Source organism: Mesorhizobium sp. M0029 (assembly GCF_040323735.1).
GTDB lineage: Bacteria > Pseudomonadota > Alphaproteobacteria > Rhizobiales > Rhizobiaceae > Mesorhizobium.
Genome location: NZ_JAMYVF010000003.1, coordinates 318,406 through 341,744, shown reverse-complemented (window position 1 = coordinate 341,744; position 23,339 = coordinate 318,406). Strand labels below are relative to the sequence as shown.

At 64.1% G+C, this 23,339-nt stretch carries 24 protein-coding genes; 11 read left to right on the top strand and 13 right to left on the bottom strand.

The window, feature by feature from the left end; genetic code table 11:
- Nucleotides 1-177, bottom strand: coding sequence for a hypothetical protein (locus tag NKJ76_RS07665; RefSeq protein WP_023692240.1), 177 nt, complete (start codon nt 175-177; stop codon nt 1-3).
- A 177-nt stretch (nt 178-354) separates the two neighbouring features.
- Between NKJ76_RS07665 and NKJ76_RS07660 the strand changes: the two genes are divergently transcribed.
- The 6 genes from NKJ76_RS07660 to NKJ76_RS07635 are packed head-to-tail and all read left to right on the top strand — an operon-like array spanning nt 355 to nt 5,181.
- Nucleotides 355-1,026: an amino acid ABC transporter permease gene (locus NKJ76_RS07660; protein WP_023807549.1), complete on the top strand. Its 672-nt coding sequence runs from the start codon at nt 355-357 to the stop codon at nt 1,024-1,026.
- Nucleotides 1,026-1,697, top strand: a complete 672-nt coding sequence (locus NKJ76_RS07655) for an amino acid ABC transporter permease (RefSeq protein ID WP_023692242.1) — start codon at nt 1,026-1,028, stop codon at nt 1,695-1,697. The genes NKJ76_RS07660 and NKJ76_RS07655 overlap by 1 nt, the downstream gene beginning before the upstream one ends.
- A 1-nt stretch (nt 1,698) precedes the next feature.
- A complete protein-coding gene (locus NKJ76_RS07650) occupies nt 1,699-2,433 on the top strand; it encodes an amino acid ABC transporter ATP-binding protein (RefSeq protein ID WP_023692243.1) in 735 nt (244 codons plus the stop codon).
- 2 nt (nt 2,434-2,435) lie between these two features.
- The gene (locus tag NKJ76_RS07645) at nt 2,436-3,356 is read left to right on the top strand and encodes an isoaspartyl peptidase/L-asparaginase (protein WP_352537114.1); all 921 of its coding nucleotides are present in this window, start codon (nt 2,436-2,438) and stop codon (nt 3,354-3,356) included.
- A gap of 17 nt (nt 3,357-3,373) precedes the next feature.
- On the top strand, nt 3,374-4,165 hold the full coding sequence (locus NKJ76_RS07640; RefSeq protein ID WP_023830390.1) for a transporter substrate-binding domain-containing protein: 792 nt from the start codon (nt 3,374-3,376) through the stop codon (nt 4,163-4,165).
- Nucleotides 4,159-5,181: a LacI family DNA-binding transcriptional regulator gene (locus NKJ76_RS07635; protein ID WP_023692245.1), complete on the top strand. Its 1,023-nt coding sequence runs from the start codon at nt 4,159-4,161 to the stop codon at nt 5,179-5,181. Before NKJ76_RS07640 ends, NKJ76_RS07635 begins: the two co-directional genes overlap by 7 nt.
- Nucleotides 5,182-5,262: 81 nt before the next feature.
- Here the strand turns inward: NKJ76_RS07635 and NKJ76_RS07630 are convergent, their stop codons facing one another.
- From NKJ76_RS07630 to NKJ76_RS07605, 6 genes are read right to left on the bottom strand one after another with little or no spacing between them, the layout of a single operon-like run.
- Nucleotides 5,263-6,522, bottom strand: coding sequence for an ABC transporter substrate-binding protein (locus tag NKJ76_RS07630; protein ID WP_023695226.1), 1,260 nt, complete (start codon nt 6,520-6,522; stop codon nt 5,263-5,265).
- A 36-nt stretch (nt 6,523-6,558) separates the two neighbouring features.
- Complete coding sequence (locus tag NKJ76_RS07625; protein ID WP_023667860.1) at nt 6,559-6,987, bottom strand: hypothetical protein; 429 nt, start codon at nt 6,985-6,987, stop codon at nt 6,559-6,561.
- Nucleotides 6,984-8,039 carry an aldo/keto reductase gene (locus tag NKJ76_RS07620; RefSeq protein ID WP_023667859.1) on the bottom strand — a complete coding sequence of 352 codons (1,056 nt, stop codon included), beginning with the start codon at nt 8,037-8,039 and terminating at the stop codon, nt 6,984-6,986. The genes NKJ76_RS07625 and NKJ76_RS07620 overlap by 4 nt, the downstream gene beginning before the upstream one ends.
- A complete protein-coding gene (locus NKJ76_RS07615; protein WP_023667858.1) occupies nt 8,036-8,389 on the bottom strand; it encodes a TIGR04076 family protein in 354 nt (117 codons plus the stop codon). The genes NKJ76_RS07620 and NKJ76_RS07615 overlap by 4 nt, the downstream gene beginning before the upstream one ends.
- Nucleotides 8,390-8,878 carry a DUF3830 family protein gene (locus tag NKJ76_RS07610; protein ID WP_023692247.1) on the bottom strand — a complete coding sequence of 163 codons (489 nt, stop codon included), beginning with the start codon at nt 8,876-8,878 and terminating at the stop codon, nt 8,390-8,392.
- Between the two features lies 1 nt (nt 8,879).
- Nucleotides 8,880-9,602: a GntR family transcriptional regulator gene (locus tag NKJ76_RS07605; protein ID WP_023686960.1), complete on the bottom strand. Its 723-nt coding sequence runs from the start codon at nt 9,600-9,602 to the stop codon at nt 8,880-8,882.
- 124 nt (nt 9,603-9,726) lie between these two features.
- Between NKJ76_RS07605 and NKJ76_RS07600 the strand changes: the two genes are divergently transcribed.
- From NKJ76_RS07600 to NKJ76_RS07580, 5 genes are read left to right on the top strand one after another with little or no spacing between them, the layout of a single operon-like run.
- Nucleotides 9,727-10,527, top strand: a complete 801-nt coding sequence (locus NKJ76_RS07600; protein WP_023692248.1) for an ABC transporter ATP-binding protein — start codon at nt 9,727-9,729, stop codon at nt 10,525-10,527.
- The gene (locus NKJ76_RS07595) at nt 10,524-11,273 is read left to right on the top strand and encodes a branched-chain amino acid ABC transporter ATP-binding protein (protein ID WP_023692249.1); all 750 of its coding nucleotides are present in this window, start codon (nt 10,524-10,526) and stop codon (nt 11,271-11,273) included. The genes NKJ76_RS07600 and NKJ76_RS07595 overlap by 4 nt, the downstream gene beginning before the upstream one ends.
- A complete protein-coding gene (locus NKJ76_RS07590) occupies nt 11,270-12,178 on the top strand; it encodes a branched-chain amino acid ABC transporter permease (protein WP_023745643.1) in 909 nt (302 codons plus the stop codon). Before NKJ76_RS07595 ends, NKJ76_RS07590 begins: the two co-directional genes overlap by 4 nt.
- A complete protein-coding gene (locus NKJ76_RS07585) occupies nt 12,175-13,158 on the top strand; it encodes a branched-chain amino acid ABC transporter permease (RefSeq protein WP_352537177.1) in 984 nt (327 codons plus the stop codon). Before NKJ76_RS07590 ends, NKJ76_RS07585 begins: the two co-directional genes overlap by 4 nt.
- Complete coding sequence (locus NKJ76_RS07580) at nt 13,155-14,450, top strand: NAD(P)/FAD-dependent oxidoreductase (RefSeq protein ID WP_352537113.1); 1,296 nt, start codon at nt 13,155-13,157, stop codon at nt 14,448-14,450. Before NKJ76_RS07585 ends, NKJ76_RS07580 begins: the two co-directional genes overlap by 4 nt.
- Before the next feature lie 125 nt (nt 14,451-14,575).
- Here the strand turns inward: NKJ76_RS07580 and NKJ76_RS07575 are convergent, their stop codons facing one another.
- From NKJ76_RS07575 to NKJ76_RS07550, 6 genes are all read right to left on the bottom strand, one after another.
- Nucleotides 14,576-17,413: a nitrate reductase gene (locus tag NKJ76_RS07575; RefSeq protein WP_352537112.1), complete on the bottom strand. Its 2,838-nt coding sequence runs from the start codon at nt 17,411-17,413 to the stop codon at nt 14,576-14,578.
- A gap of 3 nt (nt 17,414-17,416) precedes the next feature.
- The gene (gene nirD, locus NKJ76_RS07570; protein WP_352537111.1) at nt 17,417-17,746 is read right to left on the bottom strand and encodes a nitrite reductase small subunit NirD; all 330 of its coding nucleotides are present in this window, start codon (nt 17,744-17,746) and stop codon (nt 17,417-17,419) included.
- 5 nt (nt 17,747-17,751) lie between these two features.
- Nucleotides 17,752-20,202 carry a nitrite reductase large subunit NirB gene (gene nirB / locus NKJ76_RS07565; RefSeq protein WP_352537110.1) on the bottom strand — a complete coding sequence of 817 codons (2,451 nt, stop codon included), beginning with the start codon at nt 20,200-20,202 and terminating at the stop codon, nt 17,752-17,754.
- A 4-nt stretch (nt 20,203-20,206) separates the two neighbouring features.
- On the bottom strand, nt 20,207-21,004 hold the full coding sequence (locus NKJ76_RS07560; RefSeq protein WP_023667847.1) for an ABC transporter ATP-binding protein: 798 nt from the start codon (nt 21,002-21,004) through the stop codon (nt 20,207-20,209).
- Between the two features lie 10 nt (nt 21,005-21,014).
- A complete protein-coding gene (ntrB, locus tag NKJ76_RS07555; protein WP_352537109.1) occupies nt 21,015-21,905 on the bottom strand; it encodes a nitrate ABC transporter permease in 891 nt (296 codons plus the stop codon).
- A 92-nt stretch (nt 21,906-21,997) separates the two neighbouring features.
- Entirely contained in the window at nt 21,998-23,326 is a 1,329-nt protein-coding gene (locus NKJ76_RS07550) for a CmpA/NrtA family ABC transporter substrate-binding protein (protein ID WP_352537108.1), read from the bottom strand.
- Between the last annotated feature and the right edge of the window lie 13 nt (nt 23,327-23,339).

Sequence of the window (23,339 nt, the reverse complement as noted above, 5' to 3'; positions counted from 1 at the left end):
TCAGAGCGCGTCGTAAACGGCATCAATCAACACCTTGCGGCGTGGATCGACGTCGTCGAAACCCAGCATGCGGTTGGTGACGTAGCCGAATCCGACACCGGCGCCGGGATCGGCAAAATCGAGGGCGCCGCCCCCAGCCGCCATGGCCGAGGGATTGCGGCGACGCGCGGCTGGCATAGGCGGCGTCCTCGAGCTGAAAGCCGGCGGCGAATTGCCGGCGCTTGAGACATAGCGCTCATGAGGCGAACCGGAATCATCGCAACGAATGCAAGCCACAGGCGGCAACCAGACCCTGCATCTTGACAGACGAGGCGAAAGCCAAAAGAGTGAAACCGGTTTCACTGGGGACCGCCGGTGCATTTCGATCTGTCCATTCTGCTCCCGCATCTGGGTTTTCTGGCGCGCGGCGCCGAACTTACGGCGGCGGCTTGCGCGCTGTCGCTGGTGGGAAGCGTCGTCATGGGCGCGTTGGTGGCGATCGCACGCACCTCCGCCTCGGCACTGCTTCGACGGATCGCCTTCGTCTACGTCGATCTCTTCCGCAATGTGCCGTTCATCGTCCAGCTGTTCTTCTTCTATTACGGCCTGCCCGAGCTCGGCATTTACATCGACGCCTTCACCACCGGCGTCGTGGCGCTTTCCATTGCCGGCGGCGCCTATGCCTCCGACATCATTCGAGCCGGCATCCTCGCCATCGACCAGGGCATCATCGACGCCGCTGAAGTGAGCGGCCTGTCCAGGCGCAAGGTCTTTACCCGCATCGTGCTGCCGATTGCGCTGCGCACCTCCGTGCGACCGCTCGGATCCGTGCTCATCAACATGATCCTTACGTCCTCGATCCTCTCGACCATCACGCTCAACGAGCTCACCGGCTCAGCCCAGATCGTGGTCTCGCAGACCTATCGGCCCTTCGAGGTCTATGTGGTGCTGCTCTGTGCCTATGCGGCCCTGACTTATCTGGTTTCGCTGGGCGTCACCCTGCTCCACCGCCATCTCAATCGGGACATGATGGAGGCGGTCGGCTGATGCGGTTCAGCGATTTCACCTCCTACGACCTGATCCTGCTGGCGCAAGGTCTCGGCACCAACGTCGCGCTGTTTCTCGTCACCTCTCTGATCGGACTGCTGATTGGCCTGAGCTGGGCGTTGGTGCGGTTCTACCGTGTGCCGGTTCTGGCCCAGGTCGTCACCTTCCTGTCGGAGCTGTTGAAGAACTCGCCGGTGTTGGTGCAGCTGTTCCTGGTGTTCTTCGGCCTGCCGGCGCTGTTGCATATAAGGGTGACGCCGGTCACCGCAGCGACCATCACTCTGTCGGCGAACACCGCGGCATTCGTCTATGTCATCGCGGTCTCGGCGATCGAGTCGATCGAACGCGAGCAGGTCGAGGCCGCGCGTGTCTTCGGCCTGACCCGGTGGCAGGTCCTGCGCCATATCGTTTCGCCCCAGGCTGCCGCCTTCGCGGTCGGCCCGCTCGTCGCGCTGCTGGTCAACCAGCTTCAGGTGACGTCGCTGATTTCTGTCATCGGCGTCGTCGACCTGACCAAGATTGGCCACATCCTCAACATGCGAACCTTGAAGCCGTTCGCGGTCTGGACCGTCGTCGGGCTGCTCTACTATGGCGCGGCAAAGCTGGTCGCCCTGCTTGGCGAGCGTCTTGAAAACCGCCTGCGGGCGCACAGCGCCTGGCGGGGGCTTTAACATGCTCAAGATCGAAAACGTGCACAAAGCGTTCGGCGAGGTCACTGTGCTGGACGGCGTCGACCTGACGATCGCGCCCGGCGAAGTGGTCTCGATCCTCGGGTCGTCGGGGTCCGGCAAGTCGACACTGATCCGTTGCATCAACGGCCTCGAAAAGCTGAAGTCGGGCCGCATCACGGTCGACGATTTCGATGTCAGCAAGCCGAAGGAGCTGGCCGAGGCGCGCAAGCGCTCAAGCACCGTCTTCCAGCTGTTCAACCTCTATCCGCATATGAGCGCGCTTCAGAACATTACGCTCGCCCCGATCGAGGTGCTGAAGATGCCGCGCCCTGAGGCCGAGGCGCTGGCGCGCAAGCTGCTCGAGTCCGTCGGCCTCGCCGATCGGGCCAACGCCTACCCGGCGCAGTTGTCGGGCGGGCAGCGCCAGCGTGTCGGCATCTGCCGGGCGCTCGCCATGCAGCCGCGCTATCTGCTGCTCGATGAAGTGACCAGCGCGCTCGACCCGGAAATGACTTCCGAGGTGCTGGCCATCCTGGCAAAGCTCGCCGCGCAAGGCACGACGATGCTGTTCGTCACCCACGAGATCGAATTCGCGCGCGAGATTTCCAACCGCATCGTCTTCCTCGACAAGGGCAGGCTGGTGGTCGATCTGCCAACGGATCGTTTCTTCGCCGCGGACGGCGGCCGGGCGCAGCCGCGGGTTGCGCAGTTTCTCTCCAAGATGCGCAAGGACTAGGAATGCTGCTGTTAGCCAACAACGAAGCATGGCCGGGATTCGAAACCTCGGTGCAAATGCTGCGCGATGGCGCCGTCAGCCTGGACGCGATGGTTGCCGGCATCGGCATGGTGGAGAAAGAGGTCAAGGTTCGAAGCGTCGGCTATGGCGGCTGGCCGAACATGCTGGGCGAGATGGAGTTCGACGCCGGCGTCATGGATGGCAATACAAGAGAGGTCGGTTCAGTCGGCGCTGTGCCAAGGACCTTGGCGGTCGCTGCCCTGGCGCACCAGGTGATGAAGCGCCTGCCGCATGTGATACTGACCGGCGAAGGGGCGCAGCGCTTTGCCAGCGAAATCGGCTTTGCCGAAGACAAAGTCTTGTTCGAGGACTCCAGGCGCGTCTGGTGGGAGCGGCTGCAACAGGAACTCACACCGCAACAGCTGGCGAAATTCCCCAATATCGATCTGGCGCCGCTCAGCCGTACTATCACCGATCCCGAGCGCGTCCGCGACACCACCGTCTTCCTGTCGGCGGATGCGCGGCGCGGCATCCATGCCGCGACTTCGACCTCGGGCTGGGCCTGGAAATATCCGGGCCGGCTCGGCGATTCTCCCATTCCCGGCGCAGGCTTTTACGCCGACAGCCGCTATGGCGCGGCGGCGTGCACCCATACCGGCGAGATGACGATGCGCTGCGCCACCGCACGGACCGTCGTGCTGGCCATGAAGCTTGGCCGATCCTTGTCGGATGCGGTCGCGCTGGCGGTCGAGGAACTGGCTGAACTCGACACCGGCTTCCTGGCCGGAGTGGTCATCCACGCCGTCGACGCCGAGCAGAACCACGAGGTGGCGAATTTCAGATGCGAGGGCGAGGTCCGCTACTGGCTCTGGAAGGATTCCATGTCCGCACCCGAATTGCGGGCGGCAAGACGCGTCACTTGAAAATAAGGAGAGGAACCATGAAAACCGTACTGCGTGCCTTCGCCGCGCTGGCCATCGTGGCCGGTTCGGCATTTCCAGCCCTTGCCGGCATGATTGACGACATCCGCTCACGCGGCACCATTCGCATCGGCGTATCGCTCGGCGGCGAGCCGATCGGCTTTCGCGATGCACAAAACAACCCTGTCGGCTACGATGTCGATGTCGCGACGCTGCTGGCGCAAAAGCTCGGCGTGCCGGTCGAGTTCGTCGACGTCTCGGGCGATGCGCGTATTTCCATGCTGGTGTCGGGACAGATCGATGTCGCGGTCGCAAACACCTCTGCAACGCTCGAGCGGGCCAAGACCGTCGACTTCACCATCCCCTACAACCGGGCCGGGCTGCGCGTCATCGTCCAGAAAGATGCCGGGATAACCGACCTCAAGGGGCTCGCCGGCAAGAAGGTTGTCGTCGGCCGCGGCACCACGGGCGAAACCTTCCTCAAGGCGGCCGTGCCGGAAGCAGAGCTCGTCTATGTCGACCAGTTCGCGCCCGACGGGGTTCTGCAGCTGCAACAGAAGCGCGTCGATGCGGCGATCGAGGATTCCTCGTTGCTCGATTACCTCGCGACCAAGACACCGAGCCTGGTGACGCTGCCAGGCCTCTATTCCAACGATCCGATCGGCATCGCCGTCGCCAAGGGCGATCCCGAATTCGTCCGCTGGCTCGACATGTTCGTGTCCGACTTCATCCAGTCGGGCACCTACGAGACGACCTACAAGAAGTGGTGGGGGCCGGACTCCAACCCGCCGGCGCTCAACCCGCTGTGGTGACACCCATTACCGGCAACCGATCGGCGCACACTCGAGGCGCCGTCGCAACGATCGCCGACGTCGCGCGGCTGGCAGGCGTGTCGCGTGCCGCGGCCAGCCGTGCGCTGTCGAGCGGACCGCGACCGGTCTCGGCGGACAAACGCGAACGTGTCGTGCAGGCCGCCGCGCAGCTCGGCTACAAACCCAATCTCCTGGCGCAAAGCCTGACCACCAAGACCGTCAATCTGGTTGCCGTCGTGGTCAACCACATTCACGACCTTTCAGATCTCGACCTGTTCGACCGGCTGCTCGACGCAATCCAGTCGATCGGCAAGCAGGTCATCCTCATCCGCATCGGCTCGGCGGAAGGGGTCGAGGATTTTCTGCGCAACGGCGTTGCCTATCATGTCGATGCCGCCGTGGTGTTCTCCGACTTTGCCGATGCAGCGACGGTGCGGCGCTTGTTTCGCTCGGACCTGGTCATCATGCTGAACGGACTGCATGACGATCTGTCACCCACCGTCATTCCCGATGAAGGTGTGGGCATCGCCGAGGCCGTGGCGGATGCGGCGGCCAAGCGCGTGCGCACGGCCAGCCTACTGACCGGCCGTTCGTCCTCGCGCGTCGAACAGCTGCGCATCGGCCACTACCTCGAAGCGTTCCGGCATCATGGAATTGAACTGCTGCAGACGGTCCAGGGAGACTATTCCTACGAGTCGGGCTATGCGGCAGCCGCCGGCCTGACGGGACGCGGCTGTCCCGATGCGGTCTTTTGTACGTCCGACGCGATGGCCATGGGTGTTCTGGATGTCTGCCGGGCGGATTTCCCCGACAACCGGCCCAGCCGCTTCCGCCTCTATGGCTTCGACAATGTGTCCCTGACAAATTTCGACGCCTACCCGATATCGTCAATCGGCTACGACAAATCGGACTATGTGGGTCATATCGTCGGCGCCCTCTCCAATCCGCAGGTCTTCATGCCCGGCCAGCCGCCTGTCGTTATATTGACCCGGCTGATTTCGCGCTTGACCGCGTAACTAGCGCCGATGTTGGACTGCTTGTCCGGCGTCGATCTCCCAGAGATCGAACGGAGATCGCGCCGGACAATGTACCAGCGCCTACTGCAATTTCGCCTGCAGCGCGTTGACGTCGTCGGTTGTCATTTCACCGTCGGTCGTCACCTTGCCGTCGACGATCTTCCACAGCCGGAACGGACCGGTGATGTCGCCATATTTGTCGAAGCTGACCGGACCGATGACGCCTTCATAGCGGATCGGCTTGCCGTCCTTGATCAGGCCGAGCGCCTTGGCGAACTCGTCCTTGCCGGCATAGATCGGTGTGCCGGCAGGATCGACCGCCTTGTACATGGCATCCTTGATCTTGGCTGGATCCTCGGAGCCGGCAATGGCAATGGCGAGGCCGACAATGGCGCCGGCATCATAGGAACGGTCGGCTGCCGGGTTCGACGGCTCGATACCCGAAAACTCCTTGTAGTTTTTCAGGAAGTAGTCGGTGGAGGCCGTCGGGCTGGTGCCGGAAGAGGTGCCATAGGCATCCTTGAGATAATCGGCGCCGACGGATTCGATGAAGTCCGGGCTGTTCATGCCGTCATTGAGCAGGAATTTCTGCACGCCGCCCTGCGATATCCAGGTGCGGGCGACCGTTGCGCCGTCGACCGGCGTGCTGACGAGGTAGAGCCCGTCCGGTTCGCCTCCCATCGCCGCCGTGACCTCCGAGGCATAGCTCGACTGCTTTTCGTTGTAGCGCGTGTCGGAGACGATGGTGCCGCCGAGCGCTTTGTAGGCGCGCGAGAATTCCGCCACCATGTTGACGCCGAAGTCGTTGTTGACGTGGATGATCGACAGTTTCTTAAAACCCTTGTCGATGGCGTATTTGGCGGCGGCCACGCCTTGCAGCGCATCCGACGTGATGGTGCGGAAGAAGATGCCGTTGGTCTTGCCATCGCGGCCAAGGGCGGTCAGCGTCGGCGAGGATGAAGCCGGCGACACCTGCACGATCTTGGCCGGCCCGGTGACCGAGGTCAAAATCGGGATCGACACCGAGGAGATGATGCCGCCGATGATCACCGGCACCTTCTTGACCTGTACCAGCTGGGTCGCGGCATCGACCGCGATATTGCCCTGGCTCTGGCTGTCGCGCGTGTCGGTTGCGAGATCGCAGCCGCGTACGCCACCGGCTTCATTGATGTCGCGGAAGGCCATTTCGACGGACTTCGCGCCGGCCTGGCCGTATTCGCCGGCCGGACCGGTGAGCTCCATGACCAAGCCGACGGTGATCTTGCAGTCCGCTGCGTGTGCGGCGCCGGCCATCGTCACGAGAGCCAGTGCTGTGGTGATTTGAAGTATCGTCTTCTTCATTGCCGTTCCCCTTTTCTTGTTTGAACTTTTGCCTGTTCAGCCTTCCGGCGCCTGCAGCCAGGTCTCATGCAGATGCCGCCATTCGACGCCGTTTGGTGCCGATGAACTGGTGGTGAAGACCGCACTGGACTGCCGGCGACTGTGTTTGCCGGCGCGCAGTTGCGCCTCGATGTAGAAGATGACGATCGTGTCCGCGTCCTGCCAACCCGGCCTGATGTCCTCGATCGATATGGCAAAACCGTCGTCGCAAGTGGCGCGGCTTGTCCGGACATGATCTACGACCGCGTCGCGATCGAGGATCTGGCCATTCGGCGCCACCATGGTGAGGCCTTCGCCCATGACAGCCTCGAAGCGGCCGAACTCCACAGCGTCGGCTCGCGCGGCGACAAACCAGTCGACGAAGAAGCGATGCAGGTCGATGATTTCAGCGCTGGCACGCGAAAAAAGGGAAGGCTCTCCGCTCATTTCTTCCCCGCATTGAGGTTGTAATGCATGATCGAGCCGTGGCGGCCATGACGGTCGCGCTCCAGCGCGTAGACATCGCCCGCGAGGCCGGTGCCTTGTGCGATGGCGGCAGCAATCCGCGCGCGATCGTCGGCGTCGAGCGCGACGTCCATGATTTTCGTATTGGCCAGCGCATGTGCCTGGTTGCGCGCACCGACAATGACGGCCGCGACCTGCGGCTGCTCGAGCACCCATGCCGAGGCGATGGTGGCAATGTCGACGCCGTGGCGATCGCCGACCGCTTTCAGCGCCTTGAGCAGGGACTGGAACAGCTCCCAGCCGCCGAAGTCGTCGATGATCAGCTTGTATTTGACCAGCGAGCGGTTTTCGAGCGGCGTGGAGGGCTCGGCCACGCCAAGCCATTTGTCGCTGAGGAAGCCGCCCGCCACCGAGCCGTAGCAGAGGAAGCGGACACCGTTCTTAGCGGCAAGGCCCGCAAGGCTGTTTGCCGGCCGCTGGTCGAGCACTGAATATTGCAGTTGCTGGCTGACCAGCGGGATGCCCGCGGAGAGGATTTCGGCTAGCCTCGGCGTATCGAAATTGGTGGTGCCGAGATTGCGCACCTTGCCTTCCAGCCGAAGCTCGTCGAGCCAACCCATCGCCTCGACGTAACGAGGCTGGTCATAATCCCACCAGTGAAACTGCACGAGGTCGATCCGCTCGGTCTTGAGCCTGCGAAGCGACTGATCGACGATGCCCCTGATGTAGTCGCGGCTGATGCCTGCCAGTCGTTCGAGGTCCGGCACCAGCTTGGTGTGCACCTTCATCCTGGCCGCGACATCGAGACCGCGCTCGCCGGCCAGCCGCAGGCGCGCGGCGCCGATCAGTTCCTCGACGCCGGTGTAGATGTCGGCGCAGTCATAGGTCCAGATGCCGGCATCGAAAGTGGCGATGAGGTCGGTCACCGCCTGGCTGCGGTCGACGGCGCCATGCCCGCCGGCCAGCTGCCAGCCACCGCGGATGACTCGCGAGATCCCATAGCCGGGGCTGAGTTCGATGGTCCTGGCGGTCATCCCTTGTCGGTCTCCTTCGGCAGCGGCACGGCCGTGGTTTCGGCATGGCTGAACCGCCGCTTGGCAAGCCTGACGATGCGGAGCCGGCTGGCGCAATTGGGATCGGGACAGGCGATCTCGGCATCCGAGGTCATCCAGTCATTTGCATGCGTCGGGCGCTGCTTTGCCGCCAGGAGCGGCAACACGGCCGAGATCGAATAGATCGAAAAACCCTGCCCTGCCGGCAGCGAGAGCATTTCGCCCTTGAGTTCGAAATAGTCGCCGGCCCTGGCGCCGCAATAGACCGGCTTGCCCTCGGGGATGACCGCTTCGACGCGCAGATCGAAGAGTTCGAAACTGTCGTCGGCCATTCAGGCCTCCACCAGGCTGAAGGTGATGTCACAGGCGCCGTTGCGGCGGATGACGCCGCAGGCGGCGGCAAACTGATCGCGCTCTCCGGCAAGCACTTGCGCGACCACGCTGCCGGCCAGCCAGCCGATCGGGAACAGCAGCCGCGCCCCCTGCCCGTAGTACAGGCCGATATCGAAGATGGCATTGGGATTGCCGCCCCACACGCGTGGCGGCACATAGGACAGCACGATATCGCCGGGCTGCGGCGTCACCGTTGCATTCTCCGGTGGCAAAGACTGGGCATAGGCCTGGCCGTGGAGATCGGCTGACGGAACCGGGCACGAGATTTCCGGTCCTGTCCACATCGCATGGATGCCTGGGATGATGCGTGGCTGCGCCAGATACGCCAGCAGGAAGGCGGCATTCTCCGGCGCCTTTTCGGGCAATAGCAGCGCCGTCACGGAAAGCTTCGAGCGTGGTTCTGTGATGCCGATGGCGGGCTTGGGCATGTCAGTCCTTCGCCGATTGAAGTTTGTCGCGCAGGAAGGCGAAGGGGCGGCTGATGTCGGCTACCAGCGCCTCGCGCGCCGCTTGCGCATCCTGTTTGGCAAGTGCCGCGACAATTCGACGATGATAGTGGGCGGTATCAACCTCGCCTGCCTCGGAGAAGGCATAGATGGCGACGCGGATGCAGGGACCCGATTGAAGCCAGAGGCTTTCGATCATCGGGATCAGCACAGCCGAGCCGCAGCAGCGGTAGATCTCAAAATGGAAGCTCTGGTTGAGCGTCGCTTCGCGATCGATATCCTTCTTGTGCTTCAGGGCCCGCATCTCGTCCCACTCGCCCAGCATGGCTTCGATCGATGCGATCTGGCGCGGGCTCATGCGCCTGGCGGCAAGCGCTATCGCTTCGCCTTCGATGAGGGAGCGGGCACGCAGGAGGTCGTCGATGCGCTCCAGCGTGATCGGCGGCACGCGCACGGAACGGTTGGGCAGCGCCTCCAGCGCCTTTTCCGTGATCAGCCGGCCGAGCGCTTCGCGTACCGGCATGGTCGAGGTGACCAGCGCATCGGCAAGACCACGGATGGTCAGCACCTGGTTTGGCTCGAAAAGGCCACCGATCAGAGCACGGCGCAACTCGGAATAGACGCGATCCTGCACCGTCTCGCGGCCGACCGGCGTAAGCTGGGCTGCGATCGTCTCGTTGTTCTTTTCGATGGCAGCCTTCTGCATTACCGGCATTTGCCCCGTTTTCGGCTTGCGAATGAAATTAAAGCCGAATAGCGTGATCAAAGCAAGTGTGATCACAAATCAAAAATCAGGAGGCGACAACGATCGTCTTCGGCCAGAGGGTTTGATGAGCGATGCAGCGGAGCGCCAAGGGCAGGAGACCCGTGCGCCAGTTCTGACGGCACGAAACGTCGTCAGGCGTTTTGGCGGCCTTGTCGCCGTCAACGATGTCTCGTTTGATGTCAAAGCGGGCGAAATCCTCGGCCTGATCGGGCCGAATGGCGCCGGCAAGACGACGATGTTCGATCTGTTGGCGGGCAGCATATTGCCAACCAGCGGCGATATCCTGCTCAATGGCACGCGCGTCTCCGGCGAAGCCGCTCATCTGCGTATCGGCCGTGGTCTTGGCCGCACCTTCCAGATCCCGCGCCCCCTGCCCAATCTGACGCTGATCGAAAACATCATGCTGGCGGCGCAGGGCCAAGCCGGCGAAAAATTGCTCGCCAACTTCGTCACGCCGTGGCGAGTGGCGGCACAGGAAAGAGCAGCCAGGGCAAAGGCACTCGAGCTGCTGGATTTGGTCACTCTCACCCATCTCGCGCACGAGCCGGCACGCGTGCTTTCCGGCGGCCAGCGCAAGCTGCTCGAACTCGCCCGCGTCATGATGGCCGATCCGGCGATCATCCTGCTCGACGAACCGGCCGCCGGCGTCAACGCGACGCTGCTCGAGATCATCATCGACCGCATCCGCGACATCAACGCGCACGGCATCACCTTTCTGCTGATCGAGCACAATATCGACATGGTGACGCGGCTCTGCCACCGCGTGCTGGTCATGGCGAGCGGCCAGTTGCTCAGCGAAGGCACGGCAGAGGAAGTCGCCCGCGACCCGCGCGTCATCGAGGCTTATCTCGGGGGCGCCACATGAACGAGACCGTCCTCGACGTGCGCAACCTCGAAGCCGGCTATGAGCTTGGCGTGCCGATCGTGCGCGGCGCCTCGATCACCGTTGGCAAGGGCGAGATCGTCGTCGTGCTCGGTCCCAACGGCGCCGGCAAGTCGAGCTTCATCAAGGCGATCGCCGGCCTTGTCCCGATCACCGGCGGCACCGTATTTCTGGACGGCAAGGACATCACCGCCGCTCCCGCGCACACCATGGTTCGGCTCGGCCTGGCCTTCGTACCGCAGACGGAGAACATCTTCCCGCTGATGTCGGTCGAGGACAATCTGAAGGTCGCCTGCGGCATCCTCGAGCGACGCGAAATCCCTGCCCGCATCGAGGAAATGTATGCGGCCTTCCCCGACCTCGTCCGCCAGCGCCGCACCGCCGCCGGCAATCTGTCGGGCGGACAGCGGCAGATGCTCGCCGTCGCACGTGCGCTGATCGTCCATCCTAAGGTGCTGCTGCTCGACGAGCCGTCGGCCGGCCTGTCGCCGAAATTCGTATCGATGGTGTTCGAGATGCTGGCCGGCATCCGCAGGTCCGGCGTCACCATCCTGCTGGTCGAACAGAACGCCAAGGCAGCGCTGGCCATCGGCGACCGCGCCTATGTGCTGGTCGAAGGCAAGGACCGGCACGAGGGTGTGGCGTCCGAATTGTGGAACGATCCTGTCGTCGCCGAACTCTATCTCGGCCAACGCCCGTCTCACGCCGGCAAGGAAGGCGCGGCATGAGCCTGCAATTTGTCGTCGATGGGTTGCTGACCGGCTCGATGATCGGACTTGGCGCCATCGGCGTGACGCTGACCTATTCGATCCTGCGCTTCTCGAATTTTGCCCATGGCGACTTCATGGCCTGGGGCACCTATGCGACGCTCGCCGTCGTCAGCGCCATCGGCGCGATGTTCGGCAAGGTGGCGCCCATTGGACCGCTGTCTTTCGGCTGGCCGCTGCTGGTTGCGCTGGTTGTCGGCATGACTTTCACCGCCCTGCTGGCGCTGTTGCTCGACAAGGTGCTGTTTTCGCGGCTTCGCTCGCAGGGGCAAGCCATCATCGTGGTGATGGCGAGCTTCGGCGCCTCGATGGCGCTGCGCAGCCTGCTCGAATTCACCTTCAGCTCACGGCCGACCTATTTCAGCCGCGCGATCCAGATCGCCATGCCGGTCGGCTTCGGCATCCGCATCACGCCCGATCAGATCGCGCTTCTGCTGCTGACCGCCGTGCTGGTGCTCGGCGTGCATCTGTTGATGACACGCACGCAGACCGGCCGCTCCATGCAGGCGCTGAGCCAGAATGCAGCGCTGGCCCGCATCGTCGGTATCGATGTTGCCTCCGTTGTGCGTGTCACCTGGATCATCGGCGGGGCGCTGGCCTGCGTGGCCGGCGTGATGATCGGCATTCTGGTGCAGATCCGCCCGTTCATGGGCTTCGACATGCTGCTGCCGATGTTTGCAGCAGCCATCCTCGGCGGCATCGGCAGCATTCCGGGCGCTGTGCTCGGCGGCTTGATCATCGGTCTTGCCGAAGCAGGTGCGGTGCAGCTGATCGGCGCCGAATGGCGCGCCGCAATCTCCTTCATCATCCTGATGGCGGTGCTGTTCGTGCGGCCGATCGGCCTGTTTGGTGTGAGGGAACGCTGATGGACCTGCTCGGCTACGGCGCCTTCTTCCTGACCACCGCACTGATCTTTTCGCTGGTCACACTGGGGCTCAATCTGCAGTGGGGGCTGACTGGCCTTTTCAATGTCGGCCTTGCCGGATTCGTCGCCATCGGCGCCTATACATCGGCGCTGCTGACGACCCCGGACGATGCCGCGCGCTTCGGCGGCTTCGGTCTGCCGATCCTGGTCGGCTGGGCGGGCGCCATGGTCGTCGGCGGTATCGCCGCAGCACTTACCGGCATGGCCACGCTGCGTCTGCGATCCGACTACCTGGCGATCACCACCTTCGGCGTCGCCGTCGTCGTGCAGCTGGTCGCGCTCAACGCGCAGAAACTCACGGGCGGCCCGTTCGGCATCGGCTTCATTCCGCGTCCTTTCGGCAGCCTTGCCGAGACGCCGCTGCTGTTCAACCTGTCGAACCTCGCGGTCGTTTCGGCTGTGACGCTGATGGCCTATCTCGCTCTGGAGCACCTGTCACGCAGTCCGTGGGGCCGCGTGCTCAAGGCGCTGCGCGAGGACGAGCGAGCGGCGATTTCGCTGGGCAAGAGCGCGCGCTTCTACCGCGTCCAGGCCTTCGCCGTCGGCGGCGCCATCATGGCGCTGGCCGGCGCTTTGCAGGCGCATTTCACCGGCTTCATCGCGCCGGACAATTACCTGCCGATCCTGACCTTCCAGGTCTGGGTGATGCTGATCGTCGGCGGCTCGGGCAGCAATGCCGGCGCCATCGCCGGCAGCATCCTGGTCTGGGCGATATGGGCGGGGTCGGGCACGCTGACCAGCGTGCTGTTTGCGCCCGAGCAGCAGGCACGCGCGGCCTCGCTGCAGATCGTCGCCATCGGCGTCATGCTCTGCGTCATCCTGCTGATCCGGCCGAACGGATTGTTCGGCGACCGGCCGCGCCGGCCGAAGCCCGGCAAACAGACAAAGGCGGCGGCCAGCGAGAACGAGGCCGGACCATGAATGCCATGATCCGGCAAGACGTGCATGGCGTTTCACTCTGGCATGCCGTCAGCCGCAACCGCCGCGACCGGGGCACGCTGCAAGGCGGGCTCGACGTCGATCTCGCAATCGTTGGCGGCGGCTTTTCCGGCCTCTCGACGGCATTGCATGCCGCCGAGAAAGGGCTTTCGGTCGCGGTCCTTGAAGCCGAATTCCTTGCCTGGGGTGCGACCGGCCGGAATGCCGGCTTCGTCGTTCCGAACTTCGCCAAGCGGGATCCAGACGACATCATCGCCGAACTCGGACCCGAGCGCGGCGGGCGCCTGGTTGACTTCGCCGCCGGCAGCGCCGACCTGGTCTTCGGGCTGATCAAGCGGCACGGCATCGAATGCGACGCTGTGCAGAATGGTTGGATCCAGCCGGCGCATTCGTCCGCCGCGCTGGAAAAGACGCGATCGCGCGCCGAGCAATGGGCGGCGCGGGGCAGGCCGACCGTTGCGCTCGATGCCATGGCGGTCACGGAGCTCACCGGCATCGACGGCTATGCCGGCGGCTGGATGGACAGATCTGGCGGCGTCCTCAATCCGGTCGAGTATGCGCGCAGCCTGGCCGATGCCGCCGAAAAAGCCGGCGCGCGGATCTTCGAGCAGACGCGCGTCGCTTCCATTGACCGCGCTGCGGATGGCTGGACCTTGACGACCGCATCCGGCGCCGTGCGTGCGGGCAAGGTGGTGATCGCCACCAACGCCTATGGCGGGGCACTGAACCGGACACTGGCGCGGACCTATATCCCGCTGAAAGTCTTCCAGATCGCCACTGCGCCGCTGTCGCGGGCCATACGCGCGCGCCTGCTGCCCGGCGGCCAGGGCGTTGGCGACACCAGGCGCAACCTGTTCACGTGCCGCTTCGATGGCCAGAACCGGCTGATCAGCGGCGGCATGCATGTCGTCGGAGCCGGCGCTGAGACGCGCATGCCGCAAACGATTTGGCGACGGCTCGCCAGGCATCTCGATTTGCCTGACCTGCCGCCGCTTGCCTACAGCTGGACAGGCGTGGCGGCGGTGGTGCCGGATTTCCTGCCGCGTCTCATCGACCTCGGCCCGGGCCTGATCGCCGGCTTCGCCTGCAACGGTCGCGGCATCGCCATGACCACGGCAATGGGCAAAGTGCTGGCGGACTGGGCGAGCGGAACGGACGCCCGATTTCTGCCGCTCCCCTTCGCACCGCCAGCGCCGATCCCGCTGCACAACCTCGTGCGCTATGCACCGAATATGCTGCTCCCCTGGAGCATCCTGCGCGACCGGCTGGATTAGACAGCCAAGCCAGGTGATCCCCCTTGCCGGCGCGCTCATGGCGGCCCGAAAAGGACCGCCACCGCAATCGATGACCATGGTGGCCCAAGAGGATATCGTCAGATCCCCTCCCCAGCCAGCCGCATCTACTCCGCAGCCTGAACCCGATTGGCCCGGATGACCGCCCGTATCTCGGACCGGCAGGAGCCGCAATTGGTGCCGGCCTTCAGGGCGCCGCCTATGGCTTCGACTGTCGTGCACCCGGCCGCCACTGCCGCCACGATCTGGTTGACCCCGACGTTGAAACAGGAGCAGACGGTCGCGCCCGCATCGGGCCGATCGGCGCCGGCGCGACCGGCCACGATCCTGAAGCGTTCGCGCTGGCTGGTGTGAACCTCCTGGAGTTGCTGTGCCGCCCAACCCCGCGAAACCGCCACCGGTCCCGACGCGATAAACAAAGCCCCGGCGAGGTGCTGGTCGTCAAAGGCAGCAACACGATGCTGGCCGGTATCGCGGTCGTGATAGGCGAGCATGTCGGCTACGCGAACATCGAAAAGCGAACCAGCAAAACCAGCCCAGTCGATGTCGTCGTCGGCAAAGGCAAGCTCCACTCGCCAGCCGCCCTTGCATTTGGCCACGGCCCAGTAATCTGCTGCGACCGGCACCGGCTTGTGGCGCACCACAGCGAAGCCGAAGGCTCTCGCGGCGAATTTCTCGATACGGGCGCCGACATGTTTCAGCGCAGGCTGACCGGAAACCGGATCGGTCAGAGGCGCGGTCAGCGCATCGAGCCGGCCCTTTGCCGAAAACTGGTCAGTCCAGTGCATCGGCGCAAACACGCTCCCCTGGCGCTGGCGTGCCGTCACCAGCGCGCGCACCAGCACATCGCCGCGCGGGCTGGAGACGCGCACGATGTCGGCGTCGCCAATGCCGTGATGCGTGGCATCCGCCGGGTGGATCTCGACGAAGGGCTCGGCCATGTGCTGGGAGAGACGTGGGCTTTTCCCAGTGCGGGTCATCGTGTGCCAATGGTCGCGAACACGGCCGGTGTTGAGGATCAGCGGATAGTCCGGGCTGGTGCGTGTCTCGACGATGGGACGAATGGCGATGAAGCGGGCCTTGCGGTCGGGATTGTAGAAATTGCCGTTGGCGAAGAAGCGGGTGCTGGAAGGGTCAAGTCCCGCTTGAACACCCCCCTCTGTCCTGCCGGACATCTCCCCCGCAAGGGGGGAGATTGGCAGCTTTGACGCCGGCATATCTTCTGCATCGTTGGTAATTGGCGAAGGCCGAGGCGACGGCTGATCTCCCCCCTTGCGGGGGAGATGGCCGGCAGGCCAGAGGGGGGTGGCTGTGCTCGGCGCCGGCCATTGGAAAGGCTCAAGCGCTGCATAGGCCTCCTTATCAACACCAGCATAAGCGCCAATATCAAAATCCCGTGCGCCGTCATTCTCGAACCCCGACAGCGCGGCGTGTTCGGCGAAGATTTCCGCTGGCGACGAATAGGAAAACGCCTCGTCAAACCCCATCCGCTTGCCCACCTCGGCGACGATCAACCAATCCGGCCGCGCTTCACCGGGCACTGCAAGAAAGCTGCGCTGGCGCCAGATGCGGCGCTCTGAATTGGTCACGGTGCCGTCCTTCTCGCCCCATGCGGCGGCGGGCAGCCGCACATGGGCGTGGCGCACGGTATCCGTGCTCGCCAGCACATCCGAAACCACGACGAACGGGCAAGCCTTGATCGCTGCCTCCACGGCATCGGCATCCGGCATCGAATCGACCGGGTTGGTGGCCATGATCCACAGTGCCTTGATGCGGCCGGCGGCGATCGCCTGAAACATCTCGACCGCCTTCAGACCGGGCTTTTGAGCGAGGGCCGGCGCATTCCAGAAACGCTGCACGCGGTCGCGGTGCTCGGGGTTTTCGATCTCCATATGGGCGGCCAGCATATTGGCCATGCCGCCGACCTCGCGGCCGCCCATGGCGTTGGGCTGGCCGGTCACTGAAAACGGTCCTGCCCCAGGTTTGCCGATGCGGCCGGTGGCGAGATGGCAGTTGATGATGGCGTTGACCTTGTCAGTGCCCGAAGACGACTGGTTCACGCCTTGGCTGTAGACGGTGACGGTCTTCGCGGTGGCGGCAAACAGGCTGTAGAAGCGGGCAAGCTCCTCTTCGCTCAAGCCGGTGGCGGCGGCAGCGCCGGCAAGATCGAGTTTCGAGGCGGCGAAGAGCGCTTGCCCGAAGCCGGTCGTGTGGGCGGTGATGTAGGCGCGGTCGAGCGCGTTGTGCTGGCCGAGCCAGGCGAGCAGACCGGTGAACAAAGCGACGTCGCCATCCGGCGCGATCGCCAGGTGCATGTTGGCGATATCAGCGGTCATGGTGCGGCGGGGATCGACCAGCACGACCTTCATCTCCGGTCGTTTTTCCCGGGCCGCCGCGATGCGCTGGAAGAGCACGGGATGGCACCAGGCGAGATTGGAGCCGACCAGCACGATCAGGTCGGCGAGCTCGAGATCCTCGTAAGTGCCCGGCACGGTGTCGGAGCCGAAGGCGCGGCGATGGCCAGCCACCGAGGATGCCATGCATAGCCGCGAATTGGTGTCGATGTTGGCCGAGCCGATGAAGCCCTTCATCAGCTTGTTGGCGACATAATAGTCTTCGGTCAGCAACTGGCCGGAGACATAGAAGGCGACGGAGTCAGGACCGTGCTCGGCGATGGTTTGCGAAAAGGTCGAAGCGACGAGATCGAGCGCTTCGTCCCAGCCGGCACGGCGGCCGCGGATTTCCGGGTAGAGTAGCCTGCCGTCGAGGTCGATGGTTTCGGCGAGGGCCGAGCCCTTGGAGCAGAGCCGGCCGAAGTTCGCTGGATGGTCGGGGTCGCCGCGGACGCTTACTTCACCGTCCGCGGCGACCTTCGCCAGCACGCCGCAACCCACTCCGCAATAGGGGCAGGTGGTCCTCACCTCGCGCGCTTCGCCAAGTTTCATGCTTCAGGCCGCGCGGCTGGCCAGCGCTTTCAGCGCAATGAACAGGAGCTCGCCCTCGATCCGCACAGGAATGGTGCGCACCGCGCCCTCGTCGGCGCCGAGCGCCTTGCCCGTCTCCAGCGAGATGACCCAATTGTGCAAGGGGCAGGTGACGGCGGTGCCGTGGACGATGCCTTGGCTCAGCGGCCCACCTCTGTGCGGGCAATGGTCGTCGATGGCGTAGACCTGATCGTCCTGCGTGCGGAAGACGGCGATCTTACCCTCGGGTGTAGCGATGCAGCGCGCTCCGCGGCGGGGGATGTCGGAGAGTGAGCCGATTGCGATCCAGTCCATTTTAATCACTCCGCAGCCTGCGCAAATCCGACAGAAGCCATTGGCCGGAACTCGTGCTTGTCCTTGCCGGAGACGCGTTCCGACCATGGGTCGACCTGGGCGAATTTCTGGCTGAAGACGAAGCGTTCGTAATAGGCCTTGCGCTTGGCGCCGTCGTCCATGATCTGGCGCTTGATCTCGGCGATGCCGATGCGCTTGGCCCATTTGTAGATGCGCTCGAGATAGCGGCCCTGCTCGCGGTACATCTGCGTCAGCGCCACGATATGCTCCAGCGCCTCGTCCTCGGTCTTGACCAGGCCAAGCACTTCGGTGCCCTTGATGTCGAGGCCGGCCGCGCCGGCGAAATGGATCTCGTAGCCACTGTCGACACAGATCACGCCGACATCCTTGCAGGTCGCCTCGGCGCAGTTGCGCGGACAGCCCGACACCGCCATCTTAACCTTGGCCGGGGTCCACGAGCCCCACATGAATTTCTCGATGCGAATGCCGAGGCCGGTCGAATCCTGCGTGCCGAAGCGGCACCAGTCGGAGCCGACACAGGTCTTCACCGTGCGCAGGCCCTTGGCGTAAGCATGGCCTGAGACGAAGCCGGCCTGGCCGAGATCGGCCCACACCGCCGGCAGATCCTCCTTGCGGATGCCCAGCATGTCGATGCGCTGGCCGCCGGTGACCTTGACCATCGGTATCTCGAACTTGTCGACGACGTCGGCGATGGCGCGCAGTTCGGCGGCGTTGGTGACGCCGCCCCACATGCGCGGCACCACCGAATAGGTGCCGTCCTTCTGGATGTTGGCGTGGACGCGCTCATTGATGAAACGCGACTGGTAGTCGTCGGCGTAATCGTTCGGCCAGTCGCAGACGAGGTAGTAGTTGAGCGCAGGCCGACATTTTGCGCAGCCGCAGGAGGTCGTCCATTCCAGCTCCTGCATGACGGCGGGAATGGTCTTCAGGCTCTTGGCGATGATCAGTCGGCGCACCTCGTCATGGCCGAGCGTGGTGCAGCCGCACATCGGTTGCACGGCGGCCGGGTTGTATTTGTCGCCGATGGTCAGCACCATCAGCTTCTCGACCAGCCCGGTGCACGAACCGCAGGAAGCCGATGCCTTGGTGTGGGCGCGCACGTCGTCGAGCGAAGCCAGGCCCTTGGCCGTGATCGCGCCGGTGATCTTGCCCTTGCAAACGCCGTTGCAGCCGCAGATTTCCGCATCATCCGGCAAGGCTGCAACGGCCGCCATAGGGTCCAGCGGGGCACCCCCCTGGTAGGACTGGCCGAAGATGAGCGTGTCGCGCATCTCCGATATGTCGGTCTGCTTCTTCTTGAGATCGTTGAACCAGGCCCCATCCGCCGTCTCGCCATAAAGCACGGTGCCGATGATGCGGTCGTCTTTCAGGACAAGGCGCTTGTAGACGCCGGCGGCGGCATCGCGCAGCACGATCTCCTGGCGGTCCTCGCCTTCGGCGAAGTCGCCAAGCGAGAACAGGTCGATGCCGGTGACCTTGAGCTTGGTCGGCGTGTCCATGTGGACGAAGGCCGCTGCCTCGTTGCCGGCCAACTGGTTCGCGGCAACGCGCGCCATCTCATAGAGCGGCGCGACCAGCCCGTAAACCTGGCCGTTGACCTCGGCGCATTCGCCGAGCGCGTAGATGTCGGGGTCGTTGCTGCGCATGCCGGCATCGACGACGATACCACGATTGACGGCTATGCCGGCCTCCCTGGCCAGCGCCGCATTCGGCCGGATGCCGACCGCCATCACCACCAGCGTTGCCGGGATAATAGTGCCGTCGGCAAGCTCCACCTGCCCGACCTTGCCGTTGCCGGTGATCGCCTGGGTGTTGGCCTTGGTGATGACCTTGATGCCGCGCTGTTCCACCGCGCGCTGCAGGAGATAGCCGGCGGCTGGATCGAGCTGACGCTCCATCAATGTCGGCATGACATGCAGCACGGTGACGTCCATGCCTTGGGCGTTCAAACCTGCTGCCGCCTCCAGCCCGAGCAGGCCGCCGCCGATGACCACGGCCTTGGCGCGCGACTGGGCGGCAAGCATCATGGCCTGAACATCGTCGAGGTCGCGATAGGTCAGCACCCCCGGCAGATCATGGCCGGGCACCGGAATGATAAAGGGCACCGATCCGGTGGCGATGACGAGCTTGTCGTAAGGCTCGGTGACGCCGTGGTCGGAGGTGACGGTCTTGGCCGCCCGGTCGATGGCGACGATCTTGTGACCCTTGTAGAGGGTGATGTTGTTGGCGATGTACCAGCCGTCGCCGTGGATGATGATTTCCTCATAGGCCTTTTCGCCGGAGAGAACCGGCGACAGCATGATGCGGTCGTAGTTCACCCGCGGCTCGGCGTTGAAGATGGTCACGGTGTAGCGGCCCGGCGCCTGTTCGAGCAGATGCTCCAGCATGCGCCCAGGGGCCATGCCGTTGCCGATGATGACGAGCTTTTCGGTCATGGCGTTACTCCGCGGCTTCGACGAAGCGATGACGTTCATAGAGGAACTTCAGCACCGCTTCGCGGCAGCGCAAAAAGGTGCGGTCGGAAGAGAGTTCGACGCGTCGACGCGGCCGCAGCAGCGGCACCGCAAGCACCTCGCCGATGGTAGCCGCCGGACCGTTGGTCATCATGACGATGCGATCGGACAACAATACCGCCTCGTCGACATCGTGGGTGATCATGATCGTCGTCGAGCCGAGCCTGGAATGGATGTCCATGACCGCGTCCTGAAGATGGGCGCGCGTCAGCGCGTCGAGTGCACCGAACGGCTCGTCGAGCAACAGGATCTTCGGCTCCATGGCAAGCGCCCGGGCAATGCCGACGCGCTGCTTCATGCCGCCCGATATTTCGGCCGGCCGCTTGTCCTTGGCATGCGCCATTTGCACGAGATCGAGATTGCGCATGATCCAGTCATGTCGTTCGGTCCTGCTCTTGGAACGGCCAAAGACTTTCGACACCGCCAGGCTGATGTTTTCGTAGACGGTGAGCCAGGGCAGCAGGCTGTGGTTCTGGAACACCACGGCGCGCTCGGGTCCGGGGCTGTCGACCTCCTTGTTTTCGAGCAGCACGGCGCCGGCGGAAACCTTGGTCAGCCCGGCGATCAGATTGAGCAAGGTCGACTTGCCACAGCCGGAATGGCCGATGATGGAGACGAATTCGCCCTTGTCGATGGTCAGCCTGATGTCCTTGAGCACCTCGCTGACCTGACCGCCGCGGGCAAAGGATTTGTCGATATGGTCGAGCTTCAGATAGGCCGTCATCGCCCTCTCCTCACTTTGCCGTTGTGCCGCGGGTGACGAAAGCGCCGACCGCAGCGACCAGGCGGTCGAGGCAGAAGCCGGTGACGCCGATATAGGCGAGCGCGACGATGATGTCGGGCAGCCGCGACGAGTTCCAGGCGTCCCAGATGAAGAAGCCGATGCCGACGCCGCCGGTCAGCATTTCGGCGGCGACGATGGCGAGCCAGGACAGGCCGATGCCGATTCTGAGGCCGGTGAAGATGTAGGGTGCGGCGGCCGGAACCATGATCTTGACGAAGAATTCGAACTGGTTGAGCCGCAAGATGCGTGAGACGTTGCGGTAGTCTTCCGGAATGTTTCGCACGCCGACGGCGGTGTTGATGATGATCGGCCAGATCGAGGTGATGAAGATAACGAACAGCGCCGACGGGCTGGAATCGCGGAAAGCAGCCAGCGACAGCGGCAACCAGGCCAGCGGCGGCACGGTGCGCAGTATCTGGAACACCGGATCGAGGCCACGCATGGCCCAGATCGACTGGCCGACCAGGGCGCCGAGCGCGACGCCGACGATCGCCGCCAGGCCGAAGCCGATGGCGACGCGCTGCAGAGAGATCAGCACCCGCCACGCAAGGCCGATATCCTGCGGGCCGTTGTTGAAGAACGGATGCGCGATCAGGTCATAGGCCTCGTTCCACACCTGGCTGGGCGGCGGCAGGCTGGCGGTCGGCGACGAGCAGGCGATCTGCCACACGACCAGCATGAAGGCGATAACGATGACCGGCGGCACCAGGGCGGTGGCCAGCCTGCCGGCGATCGCGATCGGGTCGAAGCGGCGCCGCGCTTTGGCGGTGAAAGCGATGACCGCGGCAGACTTGGCGGGGAACGCCTTCACCGTGGTTTCCTCAATGGCTTGGATGGACATGTCTGACAATAACTCCGGGGTCGATGCGGGCGACAACGGCGAAGCGCCGTTGCGCTGGGGCGACAAACGGCGGAACGCGCCGTTTGCGCTGGTCAAGCCGATGCCTTGATCTTCAGGCTGTCGAGATAGGCCGACGGGTTGGCCGGGTCGAAAATCTTGCCGTCGAAGAAGGTCTCGACGCCGCGCGACGACGAGGCCGGAATATCGGCTGCGGCAACGCCGAGATCCTTCGCCGCCTCGCGCCAGATATCCTCGCGATTGACCTGATCGACCAGCGTCTTGATGTCGGTGGTCGGCGCGAATTTTCCCCAACGGATGTTTTCGGCGAGGAACCAGCTGTCGTGGCTCCTGTAGGGATAGGAGACGCCACCCTTCCAGAATTTCATGTAGAGGTCAGTGCCGGTGGCCACGCGGCCATTGCCGTAGTTGATGTCGCCCTTGAGGCGGCCGATAATGTCGGCGACAGGCACGTTCATCCATTGCCGCTTGCCGATGATGGCGGCCATCTCGTCCTTGTTCTCCGTGGCCTCACACCATTGCTGGGCCTCCATGACGGCCATCACGATCGCCTTGGTGGCGTTCGGGTATTTGTCGATGAATTCGGCGCGGAGGCCGAGCGCCTTTTCGGGATGACCCTTCCACAGTTCGCCGGTGGTGGCGGCGGTGAAACCAACGCCCTGGTGGACGAGCTGTTCGTTCCACGGTTCGCCAACGCAGAACACGTCCATGTTGCCGACTTTCATGTTGGCGACCATCTGCGGCGGCGGCACGACAATGGTCGAGACGTCCTTGTCGGGATCGATGCCGCCGGCGGCAAGCCAGTAACGGAGCCACAAATCATGGGTCCCGCCCGGGAACGTCATGGCGGCCTTGATTTCCTTGCCGGCCGCCTTCTTGGCGGCGAAGGCGTCCTTCAGCTTGGAGGCGTCGAGCCCGACACCGGTGCCGGCGTATTCCTGCGCAACCGAAATGCCCTGGCAGTCGTAGTTGAGCCGCGCCACGATAGCCATCGGCATCGGCTGGTTGTTCTGCGTCACCTTGCCGGTGTGCATGAGATAGGGCAGCGGCGTCAGGATGTGAGCGCCGTCGATGCCGTTGGCTTCGCCGCCGAGCATCAGATTGTCGCGCGTCGCGCCCCAGGAGGCCTGCTTGATCACCTCGACGTCGGGCATGCCGAACTTGGCGAACAGCCCCTTCTCCTTGGCGATCATCAGCGGCGCCGCGTCGGTCAGCGCGATGAAGCCGAGCTTGGCGCCGGTGACCTCCGGAGCGGTCGTAGCGGCATAGGCGCCCGAGGGGAAGAGCTTGCGGGCCGCCACGAACAGGCCGGCCGTCATGGCGCTGCTGACAAGAAAATCGCGGCGCGTCACATCCTTGAGCGATGTTCCCGTCCCGATCCATTTCCCTATTTTTTCTTTCATCGTGATCTCCGGT

Bases quoted from the DNA above. Each gene is read 5' to 3' on its own strand.
- NKJ76_RS07645 (WP_352537114.1), top strand. From the start codon at position 2,436: ATGCTGCTGTTAGCCAACAACGAAGCATGGCCGGGATTCGAAACCTCG.
- NKJ76_RS07655 (WP_023692242.1), top strand. From the start codon at position 1,026: ATGCGGTTCAGCGATTTCACCTCCTACGACCTGATCCTGCTGGCGCAA.
- NKJ76_RS07630 (WP_023695226.1), bottom strand. From the start codon at position 6,522: ATGAAGAAGACGATACTTCAAATCACCACAGCACTGGCTCTCGTGACG.
- NKJ76_RS07580 (WP_352537113.1), top strand. From the start codon at position 13,155: ATGAATGCCATGATCCGGCAAGACGTGCATGGCGTTTCACTCTGGCAT.
- NKJ76_RS07650 (WP_023692243.1), top strand. From the start codon at position 1,699: ATGCTCAAGATCGAAAACGTGCACAAAGCGTTCGGCGAGGTCACTGTG.
- nirB (WP_352537110.1), bottom strand. From the start codon at position 20,202: ATGACCGAAAAGCTCGTCATCATCGGCAACGGCATGGCCCCTGGGCGC.
- NKJ76_RS07595 (WP_023692249.1), top strand. From the start codon at position 10,524: ATGAACGAGACCGTCCTCGACGTGCGCAACCTCGAAGCCGGCTATGAG.
- NKJ76_RS07610 (WP_023692247.1), bottom strand. From the start codon at position 8,878: ATGCCCAAGCCCGCCATCGGCATCACAGAACCACGCTCGAAGCTTTCC.
- NKJ76_RS07600 (WP_023692248.1), top strand. From the start codon at position 9,727: ATGAGCGATGCAGCGGAGCGCCAAGGGCAGGAGACCCGTGCGCCAGTT.
- NKJ76_RS07575 (WP_352537112.1), bottom strand. From the start codon at position 17,413: ATGAAACTTGGCGAAGCGCGCGAGGTGAGGACCACCTGCCCCTATTGC.
- NKJ76_RS07590 (WP_023745643.1), top strand. From the start codon at position 11,270: ATGAGCCTGCAATTTGTCGTCGATGGGTTGCTGACCGGCTCGATGATC.
- NKJ76_RS07620 (WP_023667859.1), bottom strand. From the start codon at position 8,039: ATGACCGCCAGGACCATCGAACTCAGCCCCGGCTATGGGATCTCGCGA.
- NKJ76_RS07560 (WP_023667847.1), bottom strand. From the start codon at position 21,004: ATGACGGCCTATCTGAAGCTCGACCATATCGACAAATCCTTTGCCCGC.
- nirD (WP_352537111.1), bottom strand. From the start codon at position 17,746: ATGGACTGGATCGCAATCGGCTCACTCTCCGACATCCCCCGCCGCGGA.
- NKJ76_RS07625 (WP_023667860.1), bottom strand. From the start codon at position 6,987: ATGAGCGGAGAGCCTTCCCTTTTTTCGCGTGCCAGCGCTGAAATCATC.
- NKJ76_RS07605 (WP_023686960.1), bottom strand. From the start codon at position 9,602: ATGCAGAAGGCTGCCATCGAAAAGAACAACGAGACGATCGCAGCCCAG.
- NKJ76_RS07640 (WP_023830390.1), top strand. From the start codon at position 3,374: ATGAAAACCGTACTGCGTGCCTTCGCCGCGCTGGCCATCGTGGCCGGT.
- ntrB (WP_352537109.1), bottom strand. From the start codon at position 21,905: ATGTCCATCCAAGCCATTGAGGAAACCACGGTGAAGGCGTTCCCCGCC.
- NKJ76_RS07665 (WP_023692240.1), bottom strand. From the start codon at position 177: ATGCCAGCCGCGCGTCGCCGCAATCCCTCGGCCATGGCGGCTGGGGGC.
- NKJ76_RS07550 (WP_352537108.1), bottom strand. From the start codon at position 23,326: ATGAAAGAAAAAATAGGGAAATGGATCGGGACGGGAACATCGCTCAAG.
- NKJ76_RS07615 (WP_023667858.1), bottom strand. From the start codon at position 8,389: ATGGCCGACGACAGTTTCGAACTCTTCGATCTGCGCGTCGAAGCGGTC.